13 protein-coding genes are annotated in these 18296 nt (G+C 34.3%); 6 read left to right on the top strand and 7 right to left on the bottom strand.

The annotated features are described in order from the left end of the window. The first annotated feature begins 112 nt into the window (after positions 1–112). Positions 113–2272 carry a peptidylprolyl isomerase gene (locus ACJAZK_RS01130; RefSeq protein ID WP_415222190.1) on the top strand — a complete coding sequence of 720 codons (2160 nt, stop codon included), beginning with the start codon at positions 113–115 and terminating at the stop codon, positions 2270–2272. 85 nt (positions 2273–2357) lie between these two features. Here ACJAZK_RS01130 and ACJAZK_RS01125 read toward each other — a convergent pair whose 3' ends face one another. Beyond that, positions 2358–3308: a GYDIA family GHMP kinase gene (locus tag ACJAZK_RS01125; protein WP_415222189.1), complete on the bottom strand. Its 951-nt coding sequence runs from the start codon at positions 3306–3308 to the stop codon at positions 2358–2360. After that, positions 3309–4625 carry a hydroxymethylglutaryl-CoA reductase, degradative gene (locus ACJAZK_RS01120; protein WP_415222188.1) on the bottom strand — a complete coding sequence of 439 codons (1317 nt, stop codon included), beginning with the start codon at positions 4623–4625 and terminating at the stop codon, positions 3309–3311. A gap of 212 nt (positions 4626–4837) precedes the next feature. Here ACJAZK_RS01120 and ACJAZK_RS01115 point away from each other — a divergent pair, with 212 nt between their 5' ends. The 4 genes from ACJAZK_RS01115 to ACJAZK_RS01100 all read left to right on the top strand — a co-directional run bounded on the left by ACJAZK_RS01115 (position 4838) and on the right by ACJAZK_RS01100 (position 10983). After that, positions 4838–7063 carry a S9 family peptidase gene (locus tag ACJAZK_RS01115; protein ID WP_415222187.1) on the top strand — a complete coding sequence of 742 codons (2226 nt, stop codon included), beginning with the start codon at positions 4838–4840 and terminating at the stop codon, positions 7061–7063. Between the two features lie 28 nt (positions 7064–7091). After that, the gene (locus tag ACJAZK_RS01110; protein ID WP_415222186.1) at positions 7092–8489 is read left to right on the top strand and encodes a peptide MFS transporter; all 1398 of its coding nucleotides are present in this window, start codon (positions 7092–7094) and stop codon (positions 8487–8489) included. A 63-nt stretch (positions 8490–8552) separates the two neighbouring features. Continuing rightward, a complete protein-coding gene (locus ACJAZK_RS01105) occupies positions 8553–10340 on the top strand; it encodes a peptide MFS transporter (RefSeq protein ID WP_415222185.1) in 1788 nt (595 codons plus the stop codon). Positions 10341–10428: 88 nt separating this feature from the next. After that, positions 10429–10983 (top strand): thioredoxin family protein, encoded by a 555-nt coding sequence (locus ACJAZK_RS01100; protein WP_415222184.1) that lies wholly within the window; start codon positions 10429–10431, stop codon positions 10981–10983. A gap of 2 nt (positions 10984–10985) precedes the next feature. Here ACJAZK_RS01100 and ACJAZK_RS01095 read toward each other — a convergent pair whose 3' ends face one another. From ACJAZK_RS01095 to surE, 5 genes are all read right to left on the bottom strand, one after another. Next, positions 10986–13022 carry a ComEC/Rec2 family competence protein gene (locus tag ACJAZK_RS01095; protein ID WP_415222183.1) on the bottom strand — a complete coding sequence of 679 codons (2037 nt, stop codon included), beginning with the start codon at positions 13020–13022 and terminating at the stop codon, positions 10986–10988. Between the two features lie 25 nt (positions 13023–13047). Beyond that, positions 13048–13569: a C40 family peptidase gene (locus ACJAZK_RS01090; RefSeq protein ID WP_415222182.1), complete on the bottom strand. Its 522-nt coding sequence runs from the start codon at positions 13567–13569 to the stop codon at positions 13048–13050. A gap of 49 nt (positions 13570–13618) precedes the next feature. Beyond that, positions 13619–14737, bottom strand: coding sequence for a lipid-A-disaccharide synthase (gene lpxB, locus ACJAZK_RS01085; protein ID WP_415222181.1), 1119 nt, complete (start codon positions 14735–14737; stop codon positions 13619–13621). An 89-nt stretch (positions 14738–14826) separates the two neighbouring features. Next, positions 14827–15111 (bottom strand): hypothetical protein, encoded by a 285-nt coding sequence (locus ACJAZK_RS01080; RefSeq protein ID WP_415222180.1) that lies wholly within the window; start codon positions 15109–15111, stop codon positions 14827–14829. Continuing rightward, entirely contained in the window at positions 15101–15880 is a 780-nt protein-coding gene (gene surE, locus ACJAZK_RS01075; protein ID WP_415222179.1) for a 5'/3'-nucleotidase SurE, read from the bottom strand. The genes ACJAZK_RS01080 and surE overlap by 11 nt, the downstream gene beginning before the upstream one ends. A 222-nt stretch (positions 15881–16102) precedes the next feature. Here surE and ACJAZK_RS01070 point away from each other — a divergent pair, with 222 nt between their 5' ends. Continuing rightward, a complete protein-coding gene (locus tag ACJAZK_RS01070) occupies positions 16103–18295 on the top strand; it encodes a carboxy terminal-processing peptidase (RefSeq protein WP_415222218.1) in 2193 nt (730 codons plus the stop codon). The last annotated feature ends 1 nt before the right edge of the window (position 18296 follow it).

The following is an 18296-nucleotide window of genomic DNA, read 5'->3' as shown; positions in this document are numbered from 1 at the left end:
AACATTCGATGAAACCTACTATAAATCGGTAATAAAAACAGACATCTATTTTTATTATTTGATAGAAAATGGTATTTTCGCCCACTTATAATTCGATAAATTTTACAAAAAAATGGCAGTTTTAAATAAAATTAGACAACGTTCACTGTTTTTGATATTAATCATAGCACTAGCGTTATTTTCATTTGTACTTGCAGATCTATTTAAAAATAGTGATGCATTATTGGGTACAGCTCAGGATGTTGTAGCCAGTGTTAATGGTAAAAACATTGATAGAATAGACTTCATGTCTAAGGTTGAAAATATGCAGAGACAATTAGGTCCTAATGCTACGTCTACCCAAGCAATGAATAGAGTTTATGACCAAGAAGTACGACGTGCGGTAATGAATACCCAATTTGAGGATTTAGGTATGACTGTTGAGCAGGATCAAATGAAAGATTTGATTAAGCAAAATTTTGGAACGTATACAGAGTTTCAAAATGAAGTTGGTCTTTTTGACGAAAATAAATTAACAGAGTTTGTCGCTAACCTTAAAGCCATATCTCCAGAGCGTTCTGTTCTTGGAACCTTTCAGTTAAATTATGATGATTGGGTCAATAGTGAAAATTCTATTGCTATTGGTGCTCAAGAAAGAGCTTACTTTAATATGGTTAAGGCCGGAGTTAATGCAACATTAAATGAAGCTGAGGTAGAGTATCTTTTAGAGAACTCTACTAGAGATATTAGATATGTTCAAATACCTTACTCAACAATTAACGATAGCTTAATAGATGTTACTAAAAGTGACATCAATGCTTATATCAATAATAACAAAGCGCAATTTGAAGTTGATGCATCTCGAGATATCGTTTTTGTCGAGTTTAAAGAGGCCGCTAGTTTAGATGATGAAAATAATTTAAAAAATGATCTTGAAGTTTTCGTAACTGGTAAAGCTGTTTTTGAAAATGGTAAGAATGATACGATTGTAGCTTTTAGAAATGTAAAGGAGGCAAATTTAGAAAGCTATGTTAACTACGTAGCAGCTTCAGATGACAACTATAACGATGCATTTGTTAAAAAATCTGCATTACCAGCAGTGGTTGCAGATACATTATTCAAGTTAAATGTAGGAGATGTTTATGGTCCTTACAAAGATGGTGCGATGATGAAGTTAACGAAGATGGTCGCAACAAAGCAAATGCCAGATTCAGCTAAAGTCCGTCATATTTTAATTCCGCATGTTGGAGCATCAAGTGCTACACCAGATGTGCTACAAACAGTCGAACAAGCAAAAATAACTGCAGATAGCGTATTAGCTATTGTAAAAGGAAACCGTTCTAAATTTCCGGAGTTAGTTACTGCATTGTCATCAGATCAAGGAAGTGTTGATAAAGGTGGTGTTTATGATTTTCACCCAAGTACACAAATGGTAAAACCTTTTAGTGACTTTGAATTTCAAAATAATGTTGGTGATATAGAGGTTATACAAACTCAATTTGGTTTTCATATTATTGAAATATTAGATCAAAAAGGATCCTCTAAGGCTGTCAAGGTTGCTACAATTGTAAGAAATATTGAGCCGTCAACAGAAACTATTGATAATGTATTTACTGAAGCTTCAAAATTTGAGCTTGCCGTTCAAGGTGCTGTTTTTCAAGATATAGCAACAGAACGTAAACTTCCCGTGAAACCTGTTAGTGGTATTAAGGTTTTAGATGAACAAATACCAGGACTAGGAAGTCAAAGAGGTATGGTAAAATGGGCATTTGAAAACGGAACGAAGGTAGGAGATTTTAAGCGTTTTACAATTCCTGGAGGTGGTTATGCAGTTGCACAAGTTACCAAAATAAGCAAGAAAGGTTTAATGGATCCAGAAACAGCTTCTGCATCTGTACTTGGTGATATTAGAAAAGAAAAGAAAGCCAAATTGATTCGTGATAAAGTTACAGGAACTACTGTAGATGAGGTTTCTAAAAATCAATCTAGGCCTACAAGTAATTCTGCTGCTGTGAATATGAAAAACCCAACAATTACTGGTGCTGGTTTAGAACCTAAAGTTGTAGGTACAGCTTTTGGATTAAAGGATGGGGAAACTTCAGGTTTAATAGATGGAGATAGAGGTATTTATATGGTCTCTGTTTCTAATATTCAAGAAGCAGCCAAGCTAGAAAACTATCAATCGATGGCTAGTCGCTTAAGTACGACAAGGTCAAGTGCAGTTCAGACTAAAGTATATAATGCTTTAAAAGAAACGGCAGATATTGAAGACAATAGAGCTTCGTTCTACTAGTCTTTTTTAAAATATATAAAAAAAGCTCCACATATTGTGGAGCTTTTTTTTTGATATCATTTGGATAATAAGTAGGATGTGAATTTTAATTCGTTTTTAAAACCATTTCAGAATACGATAAAATAGTCGTGTACCCTTTAGATTGAAAATAAGCAGTTGGATTGTTTTCTGTAGCAACCATAACAAAGTCTCCTCCCCAAGCGCCTAAGCTTTTTATACTGCCGTTGAAATCGTTAAACAGACGTGTTTTGATTGGTGTTTCTTTTATGATTTCTGAAATGAGCTCTTCATGTTCGCTCATCAAGTTTTGAAATTCACTAAGTGTCTCGCATGCAATCATACTTTGGCTTATCACATTGACTCGTGCAATTGAAGAGGATGCGTCTGAATTATGCGCTCTGTATTGTTTAATCCCGTCACGACTGTTCTGCTTGTGATTAAGATGAACAAAGTAAATGTGATTTTTAAAGCTAGGATTGAAATCAACAGCGGTAATTAACTGGTCGTTGTCATTTGGAGTAGAGTGAGAAATATTACCTTTATTTAACTGAAAGATTAAACTTCCAGTGGCCTTAGCACATGCAATGTCATAGCCACTTCCTCCAAATGTTAATTCTAATAGAGCATAAGCATCAACCTCTGCCCAGCTAGCAATATTAGAAATTAATGTGGATGACGTTCCAAGTCCCCAGTTTTTAGGAAACCCTAACTCTGTTGTGATTTGATATCCTTGAGCGTCATTTAAAAACTCTGGGTTAAGTTGTTTTGCCGCATTCAATATCTGCAATAACCGTTCTGATAAGTCATCGAGAGGAGTTAGCGATGAAGTAATATTTTTATGATCTAGTCTAAATTCAGTTTTAAACCAAATAGTCCCATGTTCATCTAAACTAGTCCATTTAAGTAGTCCGTCTTTCCCTTTTTCGATATTTAAGGATTGACCATAAATACTCGGAACAGCCAATGCAATTGCACCATCAAGAACTACATATTCTCCTGTTAATAATAATTTTCCGTGACTATAGAAGCTTTTCATTTATTTCCTTAGATCATTTATAGCCTCCATCGCAGCACTATACGTCACAGTATGAGTTGTAAAATGTTTAACAAGGATTATTTTTTCTTCAGAAGTCGCTTCAAATTGATTTAAGATATTCATTAAGTGCATTTTCATATGACCTTCTTGAATTCCAGTAGTCGTTAGTGAACGAAGTGCCGCAAAATTTTGAGCTAATCCGGCAACAGCGACAATTTGCATTAATTCTTTTGCAGAGGGTTCGCCAAGAAGTTCTAGTGCCCATTTTACTAAAGGGTGAAGTTTCGTTAATCCGCCAACGGTTCCCAAGGCCAAAGGTATTTCCATCCAAAAGGTAAAAATACCATCTTCAATTTTTGCATGAGTTAGGCTGGAGTATTGTCCGTTTCGGGAAGCGTAAGCATGAACTCCTGCTTCTACAGCTCTAAAATCATTTCCTGTAGCAAGAACCACTGCATCAATACCATTCATGATCCCTTTGTTATGAGTTACTGCGCGGTAAGGTTCAATTTCTGCAATGTTGACCGCTTGAACAAATTTTTCAGCAAATTCTTGAGAAGATCTATTAGAGTTTTCAGTCAGTTCTTCAACTTTACAACTCACTTCTGCTCTAACTAGGCAATTAGGCACGTAATTAGAAAGAATAGACATAATGACTTGGATGTTTTGTTCTTCCAAAGAGAATAAGTCATAATCTAGAGCTTCTTCTTTCAGTGTTTTTGCAAATTGCTCCAAACAAGAATTAATGAAATTTGCGCCCATGGCGTCCAAGGTTTCAAAGGTGGCATGCAGTTGGTAATACTGATCTATATCTTCAGTTTTATCTTTAAGTTGTATGTCTAAAATACCACCACCGCGTTTCTCCATGTTTTGTGTGAGTGATTTAGAAGCTTCAATAAGTTTTGGTTTAGTCGCTTTGAAAAATTGCTTAAGTTTAGAGGGTTCGCCTTTAAATATGAAATGCACTTGACCAATTTTTTCAGTTGAGATAACGTTGGTTTTAAATCCACCACGATCAAGCCAGAATTTTGCAGCTTTGCTAGCAGCAGCAACAACAGAACTTTCTTCTATTGCCATTGGTATTGCATATACCGTATCGTTAATCAAAAAATTAGGAGCAACTCCCAGCGGTAAATAGTAGTTACTAATGGTATTCTCTATAAACTCATCGTGAAGTTGTTGCAGCTTTTTGTCTTCATTCCAATACTGTTTTAAAAGTGATTTTGCTGATGCAGTGTTTTTAAAATAGGTATCAACAAGCCAGTCAATTTTTTCTGATTTTGATAATTTTGAAAATCCAGTAATGGTTTTATTCATCTGCTAAAATTTAATAGTTGATCACAAGAAATTACTGTTATACTAAACGAATTATATTAATATTTAATTGGTGTTAATTCGAAATGCAAAGATACTATTCTTGATTTTATTATTGTTGCATTACCATATTATTGCCATTTAACCCGCAATAGTTAGTGTTTTTTGCATTATTTTTAGTAAACTTGACCTAGTTTTATCAAAAAAACATATCTATGAAAATATTAAATTCCCTTGCTCTTCTAGTATTTTTTGTAACCGCTTTAGCTTCAGCACAAAATAAAAATATCACACTAGAAGAAATATGGGATGGAACGTTTAGAACAGAGCGTATGGATGCTTTGAATTCCATGAATAATGGGCAGCAGTATTCAGTTTTAAATTATGTAAAGGGAGCAACTCAAATAGATACATACGATTATAAAACATTAAGCAAGGTCAACACAATAGTTAACTCGGTTGATCTTAGTGATATTGATAATTTTTCAAACTATACGTTTAGCGATGATGAAACGAAAGTGTTATTAGCGACTAATGTGGAGTCTATTTTTAGACGTTCAACACTTGGTAAGTTCTATGTTTATGATACTAAAACGAAATCTACAGAATTAGTTTCCGAAGAAAAAATACAAGAACCTACATTTTCACCAGATGGGAGTAACATTGCTTATGGTTTCAATAATAATCTTTTTGTAAAAGATTTAACCTCCGGCAAAACGCAACAAATTACTTTTGATGGTGAGAAGAATAAGATTATAAACGGGATTACAGACTGGGTCTATGAAGAAGAATTTAGTTTTGTTAGAGCATTTGAATGGAATGCAACTGGAGATAAAATAGCATTTATTAGATTTGACGAAACCAATGTGCCAGAATTTTCAATGGATGTTTATGGTCAGCAATTGTATCAAACTCAAACCGTTTTTAAATACCCTAAAGCAGGTGAAACAAATTCTGAAGTATCGCTGCATATCTACGATTTAGGAACTAAAAAAGCTCAAGACGTTAAATTAGATAAAGCGTATAGTGATTTTTATATTCCTAGAATTAAGTGGACAAATGATGCAAACGTATTAAGTGCACAATACACCAATAGACATCAAAATGAGCTTGATTTATGGATGATTAATGCGGAGACCTTAAGTGGTAATTTAGTTTTAGCTGAAACAGATAAAGCATATATAGATGTTACTTTTAATTTAACTTATCTAAAAGATAATAGCTTCATTTGGACAAGTGAAAAAGACGGATGGAATCATATCTATCACTATGCCAAAAACGGAACACTTATCAACCAAGTCACATTAGGAAGTTGGGAAGTGACCAATTATTACGGTTACAATCAAAAAACAAATCGAATCTTCTACCAATCTACAGAAGATGGGTCTATCAACAGAAGTGTCTACTCTATTGGTCTTAACGGAAAAAAGAAACAACGCTTAACTAAAAATACGGGAACAAATGCTGCATCGTTTAGTGCAGACTTCACGTATTTTATCAACACATTCTCAAGCGCTACTAGTCCTCCAGAATACACGTTGAATAATGCTAAGACTGGAAACTTGGTGAAGAGTATTAAAGACAACGATCAACTATCACAGAAATTATCACAATATAAAATTTCAGAGAAAGAGTTTAGTACTATAAAGGTTAATGGAAATGATTTAAATATGTGGACGATTAAGCCTGCAAATTTTGATGCTAACAAAATTTATCCACTATTCATGTATCAATATTCTGGTCCAGGATCACAGCAAGTCGCTAACCGCTGGAATGGGGCTAATGATTATTGGTATCAACACTTAGCACAACAAGGCTATATTGTGGTTTGTATTGATGGCAGAGGTACAGGTTTTAAAGGAGCAGATTTTAAAAAGGTCACTCAAAATGAATTAGGGAAGTACGAGGTAGAAGATCAAATTACTGCAGCAAAGCAATTAGGAAAGTTATCCTATATTGATGACAGTAATATAGGTATTTGGGGTTGGAGTTACGGAGGTTTTATGAGTAGTAATGCCTTATTTAAAGGGAATGATACATTTTCTATGGCCATAGCTGTAGCACCTGTAACGAGCTGGAGGTATTATGATTCAATCTATACAGAGCGTTATATGACAACGCCCCAAGAGAATGCTTCTGGATATGATGAAAACTCACCAATTAATCATGTTGATAAATTAAAAGGCGATTTCTTATTAATTCATGGTACTGGAGATGATAATGTACATGTTCAAAATACGATGCTTATGGTAGACGCCTTAATTCAAGCCGATAAGCAATTTGAATGGATGATCTATCCTGACAAAAATCATGGTATTTATGGTGGGAATACAAGATTACACCTTTACAAAAAAATGACAAACTTCATTCATGATAACTTAGGTGAAAATAGAGATGTGGAGAACGAGTCTAAGGATGAAGGCGTTAAAATCAAAGGATAAACTAACTAACTAACTAATAAATAATTTTATGTCAGCAACAACTTTAAAACCGCATCAAAAAGAACTATTTGGTCATCCAGTAGGTCTATATGTGTTATTCTTCACTGAAATGTGGGAACGGTTTTCATATTATGGAATGCGTGCAATTTTAGTATTGTATCTAGTGGCTACAACTCAGGGAGACAATGCTGGTCTTGGATGGACCAATGGAGAAGCTCTCTCCTTGTATGGTTGGTACACAATGTTGGTTTATGTAGCCTCTATACCTGGAGGATGGATTGCAGATAAATTTTTAGGACAAAAGAAATCTGTTCTCATAGGTGGTCTATTATTAGTCGCAGGTCATAGTATTTTAGCTATTGAACAAATGTGGGCATTTTACACAGGTTTAGGTTTAATAATCGCAGGTGTAGGTCTGTTAAAACCTAATATATCTACAATGGTAGGTGGTTTGTATAAGCATGGCGATATTAGACGTGATAAAGGTTTTACCATCTTTTATATTGGTATCAATGTTGGTGCTTTCTTATCGAGTTTAATTGTTGGCTACGTAGGTGAAGTTCATGGTTGGCATTATGGTTTTGGTCTTGCAGGTATTGGTATGACATTAGGTTTATTACAATATTTATTTGGGCAAAAGTATTTAAAGCATGTTGGTAATTTTTCAGGAGATTCTGAAAATGAGGAAGAAAAAGAAGCTATGAAACGACCGCTTACAAAAGTTGAGAAAGATAGAGTTGTAGTTTTATTTATTTCATTTATTTTAGTAATAGTGTTTTGGGGAGCCTTTGAGCAGGCTGGAGGTTTAATGAATATCTATGCAATGGATAATACAAATAGAATGTTAATGGGGTGGGAAGTTCCAGCATCATGGTTCCAGTCATTAAATGCAATGTTTATTATTTTTCTAGGAACGACTGTTGCAGCTTTTTGGGCGAGAAGGAAATTAAAAGGTAAACTAGCGACTTCTTTGTTTAAGATGATACTTGGTTTAATTATAATGGGTACAGGTTTTTTCTTCATGTCTGCTGCATCATCTCAGTTTGAAAGCTCTGGTTCATCGGCAATGTATTGGTTGGTATTAGCATACTTATTTCATACCATTGGTGAATTATGTATCTCTCCTGTAGCACTATCATATATTACTAAGTTAGCACCTATGAAATATGCGTCATTGATGATGGGTGTTTATTTCGCAATGACAGGTTTCGGGAATAAACTGGCAGGGTTATTAGGTGAAGCTTCAGAAAGTTTAGGAGAGTTTGCTATATTCACTGGGATTGCAATATTTTGTGTGATATTCGGTGCGTTAGTGATGTTATTTAGAAAAAAATTAGAGGTGTTAACTCATGGAGCGGAAGATAATGAAAGAGAAATGCTAGAGCAAGAAGGTTATGAATTAGCAGATCCAGACATTAATAACTAATATATAAACCCTAGCAAAATTAGTGTTGCTAGGGTTTTTCTTTTCTAACTTAATTTACTTTCTATGAATACTGATATTGAAAATCTATTTAAGGATAAAGTCATTGGTCATCCAGCTGGACTGTTCGTGATATTTTTTACAGAAATGTGGGAACGCTTTTCTTTCTACGGAATGCGAATTCTGCTTATATTATTCTTAACAGCGCCATTAATCGATAGTAATGCAGGATGGGGATGGACTAGTGAAAATGCCTTATCTCTCATTGGTACTTATGGTTCGTTGCTATACCTTACGCCAATTCTTGGTGGATGGATTGCAGATAATTATACTGGATATAGAGTCGCAGTTGTTATAGGTTGTTTACTTATGACATTGGGCCATGCGGCTATGGCATTAGAAACGACAACCACTTTTTATTTAGGTTTAGGGCTGTTGATTATTGGAACAGGGTTTTTTAAGCCAAATATGACCTCAATGATATCTGACATGTATAAAGGGAAAGAATCCAAAAAAGATGGCGCTTATACTATTTATTATATGGGTGTTAATGCAGGCGCTTTTTTTGGAATGATGCTTTGTGGTTATTTAGCAGAAAATTATGGTTGGAGTTATGGTTTTGGACTAGCTGGAATATTCATGCTATTGGGTTTGATTCAATTTTGGTTAGCAAAAGATCTTTTCGGAAGTATTGGGGGGAAACCGTCTGGAGTTCATGAAGTAGAACTGCCTCAAAATATAAATGAGGAAAGTCCAAAGGAACACGATACGTCTAAAGTTACCGAAGAAAAACTGAACCCATTTACAATGTTTGACAAGATTTTAATCCTTTTATCTTCTGTGGGAGGTTTATTATATCTGTTTAATGATCCATTAGAAAAGATTGAGAACACCAATTTACTGCCTTTTACGTTAGGTAATATGAGCGGTTCAAATGTTGTTGTTCTTGCAGCATTAATTTTATTTTTAATTTTATTGGTTACTAGAATTTCCCGTTATATGCCAATCGTAAGAGATCGCATCATTGCAGTGTCTATTTTTGGTGTGTTTACAGTGTTCTTCTTTGCTTTTTTTGAGCAAGCGCTGGGATCAATGACGTTGTTTGCTAGAGATTATACAGATAGAAGTTTAGTAGGTAACTCTGCAATGATCTTTAAAATTGTAGATTTATTATTGACAACCGTTCCTTTGGTTATTATTACTTGGGTGCTTATACTTTTATCTAAGAAAACATATAAAAAAATAGGGATGTCTAACATCGTTCTTGCTATTGCATTTATTGGTTTATGGGTTCTAGTAATTTTTAGATTAATAGATAAATTTTCACAAGAGGGAAATGAAGTTGACGCTTCTTGGTTTGGAATTTTGAATTCTTTCTTTATTATAACATTAGCCCCATTGTTTTCAAAATGGTGGGAAAGCAAATACAATCCAAGCGCAGCCATGAAATATGGTATTGGTTTAGTCTTATTAGGTTTAGGTTTTGCATTCTTATCATATGGCACTGGAGATGTCCCTCAAGGTGCAAAAACAGCTTCTGTAAGTATGGTGTTTTTAATAATGGCTTTCTTGTTTCATACTATGGGAGAATTGTGTATTTCTCCAGTGGGTTTGTCTTATTTGAGCAAGCTAGTTCCTGGTCGTATGATTGGTTTTATGTTCGGGATTTGGTATTTAGCTATCGCTATTGGTCAAAAGGCTGCAGGAAAAATGGGAGGAATGATTGATTCAATTAGTGAGCAGTATTCTATAAGTCATTTCTTTTTAATTTTTACTTTGATTCCTATTGGTGTAGGTATTATTTCTGTAATACTGAATCCCTTACTCAAAAAACTAATGCATGGCGTACGATAATCGAGTAAATCTGTTAAAACAACTTAAAATGCTCCACTTTTGGAGCATTTTTTGTAAGTTCGGAACAACTTTTGCATTAGACAAAATTATGAAGAAATTACTATTAATATTTGCAATCGCCTTGATGTCTTCAAGTGGTGCAGTGGCGCAATCCCTAGAAATTAACTGGATGTCTCTTGAAGAAGCTTTAACACTTCAGAAGAAAAACCCTAAAAAAATTATGATGGATGTTTATACCAATTGGTGTGGTCCATGTAAAATGCTCGATAAAAACACCTTTCATAATAAGGATGTCGTTGCCTATGTGAATAAAAATTTCTATGCGGTGAAGTTTAACGCCGAAGGTAATTCTGTCGTGAATTATAAAGATGCTGAATTTAAAAACCCAGGGTATAAAGAAGAATTGAAAAATCGAAGAAATAGCGTGCATGAATTGTCACGTCACTTAGGTGTTAGAGCGTATCCAACTATCGTGTATTTTGATGAAGAAGGAGCTGTAATTCAGCCAATTAGTGGCTATATGAAACCGCAACAAATAGAATTATATTTGAAGTTATTTGTATCAAACGATTATAAGGATATTACAACTCAAGATCAGTTTAACACCTACTTTAAAGCGTTTAAAGCAGAATTTACAGAATAACATTATTTAATGATAAAAGCTCCCTTTTTACTTGTATGGTGAAAAGGGAGTTTTCTTTTTATACAAGTTTGTTCCCAACGATTCACGTAAGACGTATAATTACTTCCATCTGCAATGATGTATTTTGGTTGAATAGAATCTATCATACGATCTATATTTATTCTAGGTGAATTGCGAAGTAATACATAGTCCGGCTCAAAGCTTTTTACTGCATAGACACCCAAACTATCAATGATTAAAATAGTTTCATCTTGAAATATATAAACAGATTTTAAGGTGTCTAAAGTGTTTGTAGTTATAAAGTTTCCGACGTTAAAATTAGTGATAACCTTATCTTTAGACCACGATATACTATCAAAATTATGAGCGGTATGGAGTGTTGATTTTATTTTTTTAGCTATTAAAGTTTTCCTGCTTTTATGAAAGATGATAAATTCATTATTTGAGTTTTGATAGTCAGTAAACAGCCAAGCGCTTTGTAGGCACACTATGGATATTAACGCAAATGCAAGTCTTTTGAAATTTGGTTTTTTATACCAAAATGTAAGTGTTATAATTAAAAGATAACATGCAAAGACTTGAAGCTCATTAATGGATATATTCTTAAATAAGAAAGCTTCTTGTTGGGATACCCAAGTCACAACAGTATTCATTCCACTTATAATGTAGCCATAGAGGTCTGCAAAAAATTGCGGAAGTGCATTTAAAACTGCCAGTATAATAATCAAAATACCCAACCCTAGAATCACTCCTAGAAATGGAATAATCGCCAAGTTAGAAATAAAGAACAAACTAGGGAACTGATGAAAGTAATACAAACTTAGAGGCACAACGCCAAACTGTGCAGCAACCGTAACCGTAAGGATTTGCCAGAAATAATCCATTAGTTTCCATTTAGGTTTCCATAATTTATAGAGTAATGGTTGTAAGGAAACAATGGCTAAGACAGCGACATAACTCAGCTGAAAACCAACATCAAATAAAAACATAGGTTTTACTAAAAGCAGTACAAACATTGAAATGGCTAGTGTATTGAAAATATTTGTCGGTCGTTTCATGTGCATCGCAATAGCGACAATACTAAACATAGTGACGGCTCTTGTTACAGATGCAGACAAGCCAGCAATAATAGCAAACAACCATAATAAAATTAAAATAAGTAATACCTTAATAGTTTTACCATTTTTAATGCGCTCAATAGGTCGCAAACCAATAGTGAGTAATAATAAGATAAGACCGACATGTAGACCAGAAACTGCTAGAATATGAATCGCGCCAGCATCTGTATAGCTATCATAAATGTCTTTGCTCATGTCTTGTCTTTGACCGAGGATTAGAGCGTTTATGATAGCGAGTTCTTCCGGTTTAAAGTTATAGTTTTCTAGCTTTTCATTGATATGAGTTCTAATAGCATCTGCATAGCCAAATATTGAAGAACGCTCTGATTTCAATGCTAGGACAGAGGTATTTTGTGTAAATAATTGATGGTATACATATTGCTTTCCAAGATACTTACCATAATCAAATTGATTAGGATTTGTAGGTGTATTGACGACTCTAAATATTGCGTTCATTAGTAATACATCATCAATTTTATGAAGGCGATTTAGAGAATCTTTTTTTATGTTCAGTAGCGATTTTCCGTTGACCTTTTCCCCGTTCACTTTAAGAATGTCTATAATGTATTTGTCATTATAATTTCCAGATTTTAGTCGCTCTCTAATTTTGAATACAATAGGCGTTTCGTTCAGCTTTTCTTCGGAAATGTGCCAACTATAATGATTCTTGAAGTTGCTTTGGTCATGGGTATTATATATTAAAACACCCAAGCTTGTCATCGTTAAAATGGTGATGAGTCCGAACCAAATTGTCTTATGTAAGTTCTTTCTAGATATGAGAAATAGGACAGCTAATAAGCAAACTAAAATTAGGGACGTATATATTGAAATAAGAAGCGGAATCGTTAAATACTCAGCAATTAAAATACCCATGATAACACAACAGGTAAGTTTGATAATTGTAAAATTGAGTAACTTCATGTTTAGAAGTTACAATATTAATTGGTTATAACACTCTTCTTGCCTGAACATAAGCAAGATACCAGTAACTTTCTGCAAGATTTGATATCATGACGCCTCTACTTGTGGACGCATGAATAAACTCCACATGACCAGGCCTGCTAGAAGTTACAATCCCAACGTGGTTCACACGTCGGTTATTTTTTTTGGTTGCAAAGAATAGCAAATCGCCCTCTTTGACTTCTTTAACGTCAATCCAATCACCACGTTTAGATAAATCGCTAGTTGTTCTTGGCAATAAGACATCTTCTTTTTTAAAAGCGGTGACTACCAATCCCGAACAATCCATGCCTTTTTTTGTAGTCCCTCCATATTTATAGCGCGTGCCTTCAAACGTTTTGGCGTGCTCAATAATGTTTACGACTATTTTTGATGTTGCAGCAGATGGTGAAGAATTACGTTTTTTTGTAGTCTTTGAAGTTCTTGTTTTTTTCGAAACGACGCGTTTAGAAGAATTACAACTCGCGAAAAACGCACTTAAAATAAGAATGAGAATGATTTTTTTCATGTATGCTTATATATAGAGACTAAAAATATAGAATTAAGATGCCTTATTTTTATGGTTTGTCTTGTATGTTTTCATAAATCAACTTCGCCGTCTTCTCACTAGCACCTTTGCCACCTAATTTTTTCTCTAACTCATAATAATCACTAAAAAGCTTTTTGCGAACATCTTTATCTAAGATTTTTATCAATTCCTTTTTAAGTTGTTTGGTATTTAAATCGCCTTGGATTAATTCAGTAACAACCTCGCGATCCATAATAAGATTGACGAGTGAGATATACTTTAAAGTAATAATGCGTTTTGCGATTTGGTAAGAAATAGCATTGGCTTTATAACAAACCACTTGTGGTACTTTAAAAAGTGCAGTTTCTAAAGTTGCAGTTCCAGATGTCACTAAAGCTGCTGCAGAAACACTTAATAAGTCATATGTTTTATTCGATATAAACGCAACGTTGTCTTGTTTGATGAACGGTTTGTAAAACTCGAAATCCTGACTTGGAGCACCTGCAATTACAAATTGATACTCAGGAAAATCATCAACTAGACTGAGCATAACACCTAGCATTTTTGTGATTTCTTGCTTTCGGCTTCCTGGAAGTAGAGCGATTATCGGTTTTTCAGATAAATCATGCTCATCTCTAAATTGAAATGGGTTGACTTGTGTTCTATCTGCTATAGCATCAATTAATGGATGGCCAACAAAGTTCACATCATAGTTATACTTGGCATAGAATTCTTTTTCAAACGGAAGAATCACATACATAGCATCCACGTCCTGTTTGATTTTTTCCACACGACTTGCTCTAGAGGCCCAAACTTGTGGTGCAATATAATAATGCGTTTTAAAATGTAGTTCTTTTGCCCATTTGGCAATACGCAAATTAAACCCTGAGTTATCAATGAAAATAATAACATCTGGTTGGAATTTTTCAATATCAGACTTACAAAATTTTATGAGTCCGAGAATTTTCCTAAGGTTGAAAACAACTTCAGCAAAACCCATAAATTGGCGTTCTTTGTAGTGCTTAACTAAAGTGCCTCCAGCGGCTTGCATCAAGTCGCCTCCCCAAAATCTAATATCGGCATTAACGTCTTGTTGATATAATGCTTTCATTAAATTGGATGCATGAAGATCCCCAGAAGCTTCGCCAGCTATGATGTAATATTTCATGTGTATTTAATATTATTTTTTAATGGTCACATGGTGTTCGCTAATAATCATTTTCTTGAGAAATTTTGCTTATAAAACGCTCGTCTCGTCTAAATAAACCTAATTATCAAAGTCGTTATCGCCACTACAACAGTTGCAACAAGTACACCCTGTGCTCTAGAATCTTGTTCTTGTTTTAAGAACAGGAAAAACGCGCCTAAATTCAAGATTGCTCCCATACTCATCAATTTAGCAAAAACACCTTGATTAAGTGCAATTTGAAGCGAATCGTTTAAAGAGTTTCCTTTTCCGAAGAACAATAGAACCAAAACAAGTCCAACAATACTACAGATCAATCCTGTGACAATACCAATGATTGTATTTTTATTTTTCATTAAAATCCCAAGTATTTAATTCTTGAATACTATGATGTGCCGTCAAATCAAATTGAACTGGAACTACAGAGACATAGCCATTTGCTAAAGCCCATTCGTCTGTGTCTTCACCTTTGTCTAAATTTACAAATTTGCCAGTAAGCCAGTAGTAATCTTTGCCATTAGGGCTTTTACGCTGATCAAACACTTCTTCCCAATTTGCTTTTGCCTGTCTGCAAACTTTAATCCCTTTTAGTTTTGTAGTATCTAGTTTTGGGAAATTGACATTTAGAACAGTACCACTATCAAGACCATGTTTTAATACGTTCTCTGCAATGGTTTTGATGTAAGCTTTGCAATGATCAAAGTTGGCATTCCAATTATAGTCGCATAATGAAAATCCAATGGCAGGAATACCTTCAACACCAGCTTCTATTGCAGCACTCATCGTACCAGAATAAATAACATTAATTGAGGAGTTTGATCCATGATTTATACCAGACACACATAAATCTGGTCGTCGATCTAAAATTTGCTTAACGCCAAGCTTCACACAGTCTGCTGGAGTTCCAGAGCTGCTATATTCTAATTGATTCCCATTGTCTATAGTGACTTTTTCAATATGAAGCGTGGAGTTGATGGTAATAGCGTGTCCCATTCCACTTTGCGGACTATCGGGAGCGACCACAACAACGTCTCCAATGGTATTCATAACTTCTATTAAAGTTCTAATTCCTGGAGCTGTGATTCCGTCATCGTTGGTGACCAAAATAAGTGGCTTTTTAGGCATATGTATCGATTGTGTTTTCTAAATTATTTGCTACTGCTAAAATACATAAAGACCCTTGAAATTCCTATAAATATAGGTTTAACAAAAATTTATAAGCTTCTCGTTTTATTGGCATGGTTTTTTCTGTTACTTTAGTAGAAATTATGTAAATAAACCTACATGTTCTATTAACTTAAAAGATTTTATGTTAATATAATTTACATTAAAAATATGATTCATATGATGAAGAGGAATTATAAACTGTCGCTACTAGTATTGCTTTTAGCCTTTGCTTCATGCAGTTTTACGACCAAAAAATTTCAAGACCCTAATAAAGATAAATTGTTAATTCAGTTAGTTACTTACGTTTTAGAGCAAGGTCACTTTAGTCCGCAAGATATTAATGACAGTTTTTCAGAACAAGTGTTCACTGACTATTTAGAGCAGTTAGATCCATTTAAGCGTTATTTTTATGCATCAGACATTGAAGAGTTTGAAGTTTATAAAAATCAGCTAGATGATCAAATTAAAGCTTACGATTTATCTTTTTTTAACTTGACGCATGAGCGTTTGTTGAAGCGTATTTCAGAATCTAAAGACGTTTACAAAGAAGTCCTGGCTAAGCCTTTTGATTTTTCGGTTGCTGAGGATTTTTCAACAGACTATGAGAAGCTCGAGTATGTAAATTCAAAGAAGGAAATGAAAGAGCGTTGGAGACAGCAACTTAAATTTTCTACAATTGCCAATTATGATGACCTAATCTCTGATCAAGAAATGGCGAGTAAAACTAGTGTTGCTTTGGTCAATATGAGTGATGTTGAAAGAGGAAAGCTTCAAAAAGATAACACAATTAAAAAGAAGGAAAAGAAGTCAATAAAAAAAATAGAAGTAGAAGCTAGAGAAGTAACAAGAAGTTCTTTAGATGAGCTTTATGATTTTATAGATGACAGGCAACGTAAAGATTGGTTTTCGGTCTATATTAATGCTATTGTAGAGGAGTTTGATCCCCATACATACTATTTTGCACCAGAAGATAAAGATCGATTTGATGTTGCCATGTCTGGTAACTTTGAAGGTATTGGGGCAAGACTTCAGAAAAAAATGGATGCAACTATTGTGAATGAAATCATTAGTGGCGGTCCAGCTTGGAGACAAAACCAATTAGAAGTTGGTGATCAAATAATGAAAGTACGCCAAGGAGACGAAACAGAAAGTATTACTATCGTTGGTATGCGTCTAGAGGATGCTATCAAATTCATTAAAGGACCAAAAGGAACAGATGTTGTACTAACACTCAAAAAAGTAGACGGTACTATAGAGGACGTTACAATTACAAGAGATGTTGTGGAGCTAGAAGAAACCTATGCTAAGTCATCTACAGTAATTAAGGACGACAAGAAATTTGGAGTGATAAACCTACCTAAGTTTTATGTAGATTTTGAAGATTACAAGAAGCGTAATGCAGCATCAGATATTAAATTAGAAATAGAACGATTAAAAGAAGAAGGAGTAGAAGGAATCGTACTTGATTTAAGAAATAATGGAGGTGGATCTTTACAGACTGTGGTTGATATGGGTGGACTTTTTATAGAGGAAGGCCCAATCGTACAAGTTAAAACAGCTGGAGAGCCAAAAGAAATTTTAAATGATAGAGATAAATCTATTGTTTGGGATGGACCGCTAGTGATATTGGTAAATGAATTATCAGCTTCGGCTTCAGAGATCTTAGCTGCAGCAATGCAAGATTATAAAAGAGCTATTGTTATTGGTAGTGAGCAAACGTACGGAAAAGGAACAGTACAAAACGTCTTAGACTTAAACCGTATGGTAAGACAAAATAGTGAAGGCGATATGGGAGCCTTAAAGTTTACAACTCAAAAATTTTATAGAATTAATGGAGGTTCAACACAACTAGAAGGTGTTAAGAGTGACGTGGTTGTTCCAGATCGTTATAGTTATATTGATATAGGAGAAAAAGATCAGGAAAACCCATTAGCGTGGGACAAGATTGAGCCTGCAGAGTTTAAAGTTTGGAGTAGTTACTACGATTTTGATGCGACCATCGCGAACAGTAAAGAGCGTATGGCAACCAACGAGCAGTTAAAATTAATTGACGCTAATGCACAATGGGTAAAGAGAATTAGAGATAGAGAAATGTACTCTCTAAATTATGATGATTATAAAAAAACCTTAGAGCTTAACCAAGAGGAGTCTAAGAGTTTTGAAAAAATATCAGATTATACAACAAACTTAACATTTCAATCTTTACCGTATGAAATGAAGTTAATGGATAAAGATTCTGTTTTATTAGAGAAACGTGATCGCTGGCACACAAGTTTAAGCAAGGATGTTTATATTGAAGAGGCGCTTAATGTGTTAAACGATCTCAAAATGACTTATGATATTAAAAAAGTTGCGACGTCTGTAAAAAACTAGA

It is taken from the genome of Psychroserpens sp. (genome assembly GCF_047633235.1).
GTDB lineage: Bacteria > Bacteroidota > Bacteroidia > Flavobacteriales > Flavobacteriaceae > Psychroserpens.
This window is presented reverse-complemented; position numbering and strand designations above follow the sequence as displayed.

What these genes read in the sequence shown, in the direction of transcription:
- ACJAZK_RS01120 (WP_415222188.1), bottom strand. Translation starts at nt 4,625, where the DNA reads ATGAATAAAACCATTACTGGATTTTCAAAATTATCAAAATCAGAAAAA.
- ACJAZK_RS01095 (WP_415222183.1), bottom strand. Translation starts at nt 13,022, where the DNA reads ATGAAGTTACTCAATTTTACAATTATCAAACTTACCTGTTGTGTTATC.
- ACJAZK_RS01115 (WP_415222187.1), top strand. Translation starts at nt 4,838, where the DNA reads ATGAAAATATTAAATTCCCTTGCTCTTCTAGTATTTTTTGTAACCGCT.
- ACJAZK_RS01110 (WP_415222186.1), top strand. Translation starts at nt 7,092, where the DNA reads ATGTCAGCAACAACTTTAAAACCGCATCAAAAAGAACTATTTGGTCAT.
- ACJAZK_RS01070 (WP_415222218.1), top strand. Translation starts at nt 16,103, where the DNA reads ATGAAGAGGAATTATAAACTGTCGCTACTAGTATTGCTTTTAGCCTTT.
- ACJAZK_RS01125 (WP_415222189.1), bottom strand. Translation starts at nt 3,308, where the DNA reads ATGAAAAGCTTCTATAGTCACGGAAAATTATTATTAACAGGAGAATAT.
- ACJAZK_RS01080 (WP_415222180.1), bottom strand. Translation starts at nt 15,111, where the DNA reads ATGAAAAATAAAAATACAATCATTGGTATTGTCACAGGATTGATCTGT.
- ACJAZK_RS01100 (WP_415222184.1), top strand. Translation starts at nt 10,429, where the DNA reads ATGAAGAAATTACTATTAATATTTGCAATCGCCTTGATGTCTTCAAGT.
- ACJAZK_RS01130 (WP_415222190.1), top strand. Translation starts at nt 113, where the DNA reads ATGGCAGTTTTAAATAAAATTAGACAACGTTCACTGTTTTTGATATTA.
- surE (WP_415222179.1), bottom strand. Translation starts at nt 15,880, where the DNA reads ATGCCTAAAAAGCCACTTATTTTGGTCACCAACGATGACGGAATCACA.
- ACJAZK_RS01105 (WP_415222185.1), top strand. Translation starts at nt 8,553, where the DNA reads ATGAATACTGATATTGAAAATCTATTTAAGGATAAAGTCATTGGTCAT.
- lpxB (WP_415222181.1), bottom strand. Translation starts at nt 14,737, where the DNA reads ATGAAATATTACATCATAGCTGGCGAAGCTTCTGGGGATCTTCATGCA.
- ACJAZK_RS01090 (WP_415222182.1), bottom strand. Translation starts at nt 13,569, where the DNA reads ATGAAAAAAATCATTCTCATTCTTATTTTAAGTGCGTTTTTCGCGAGT.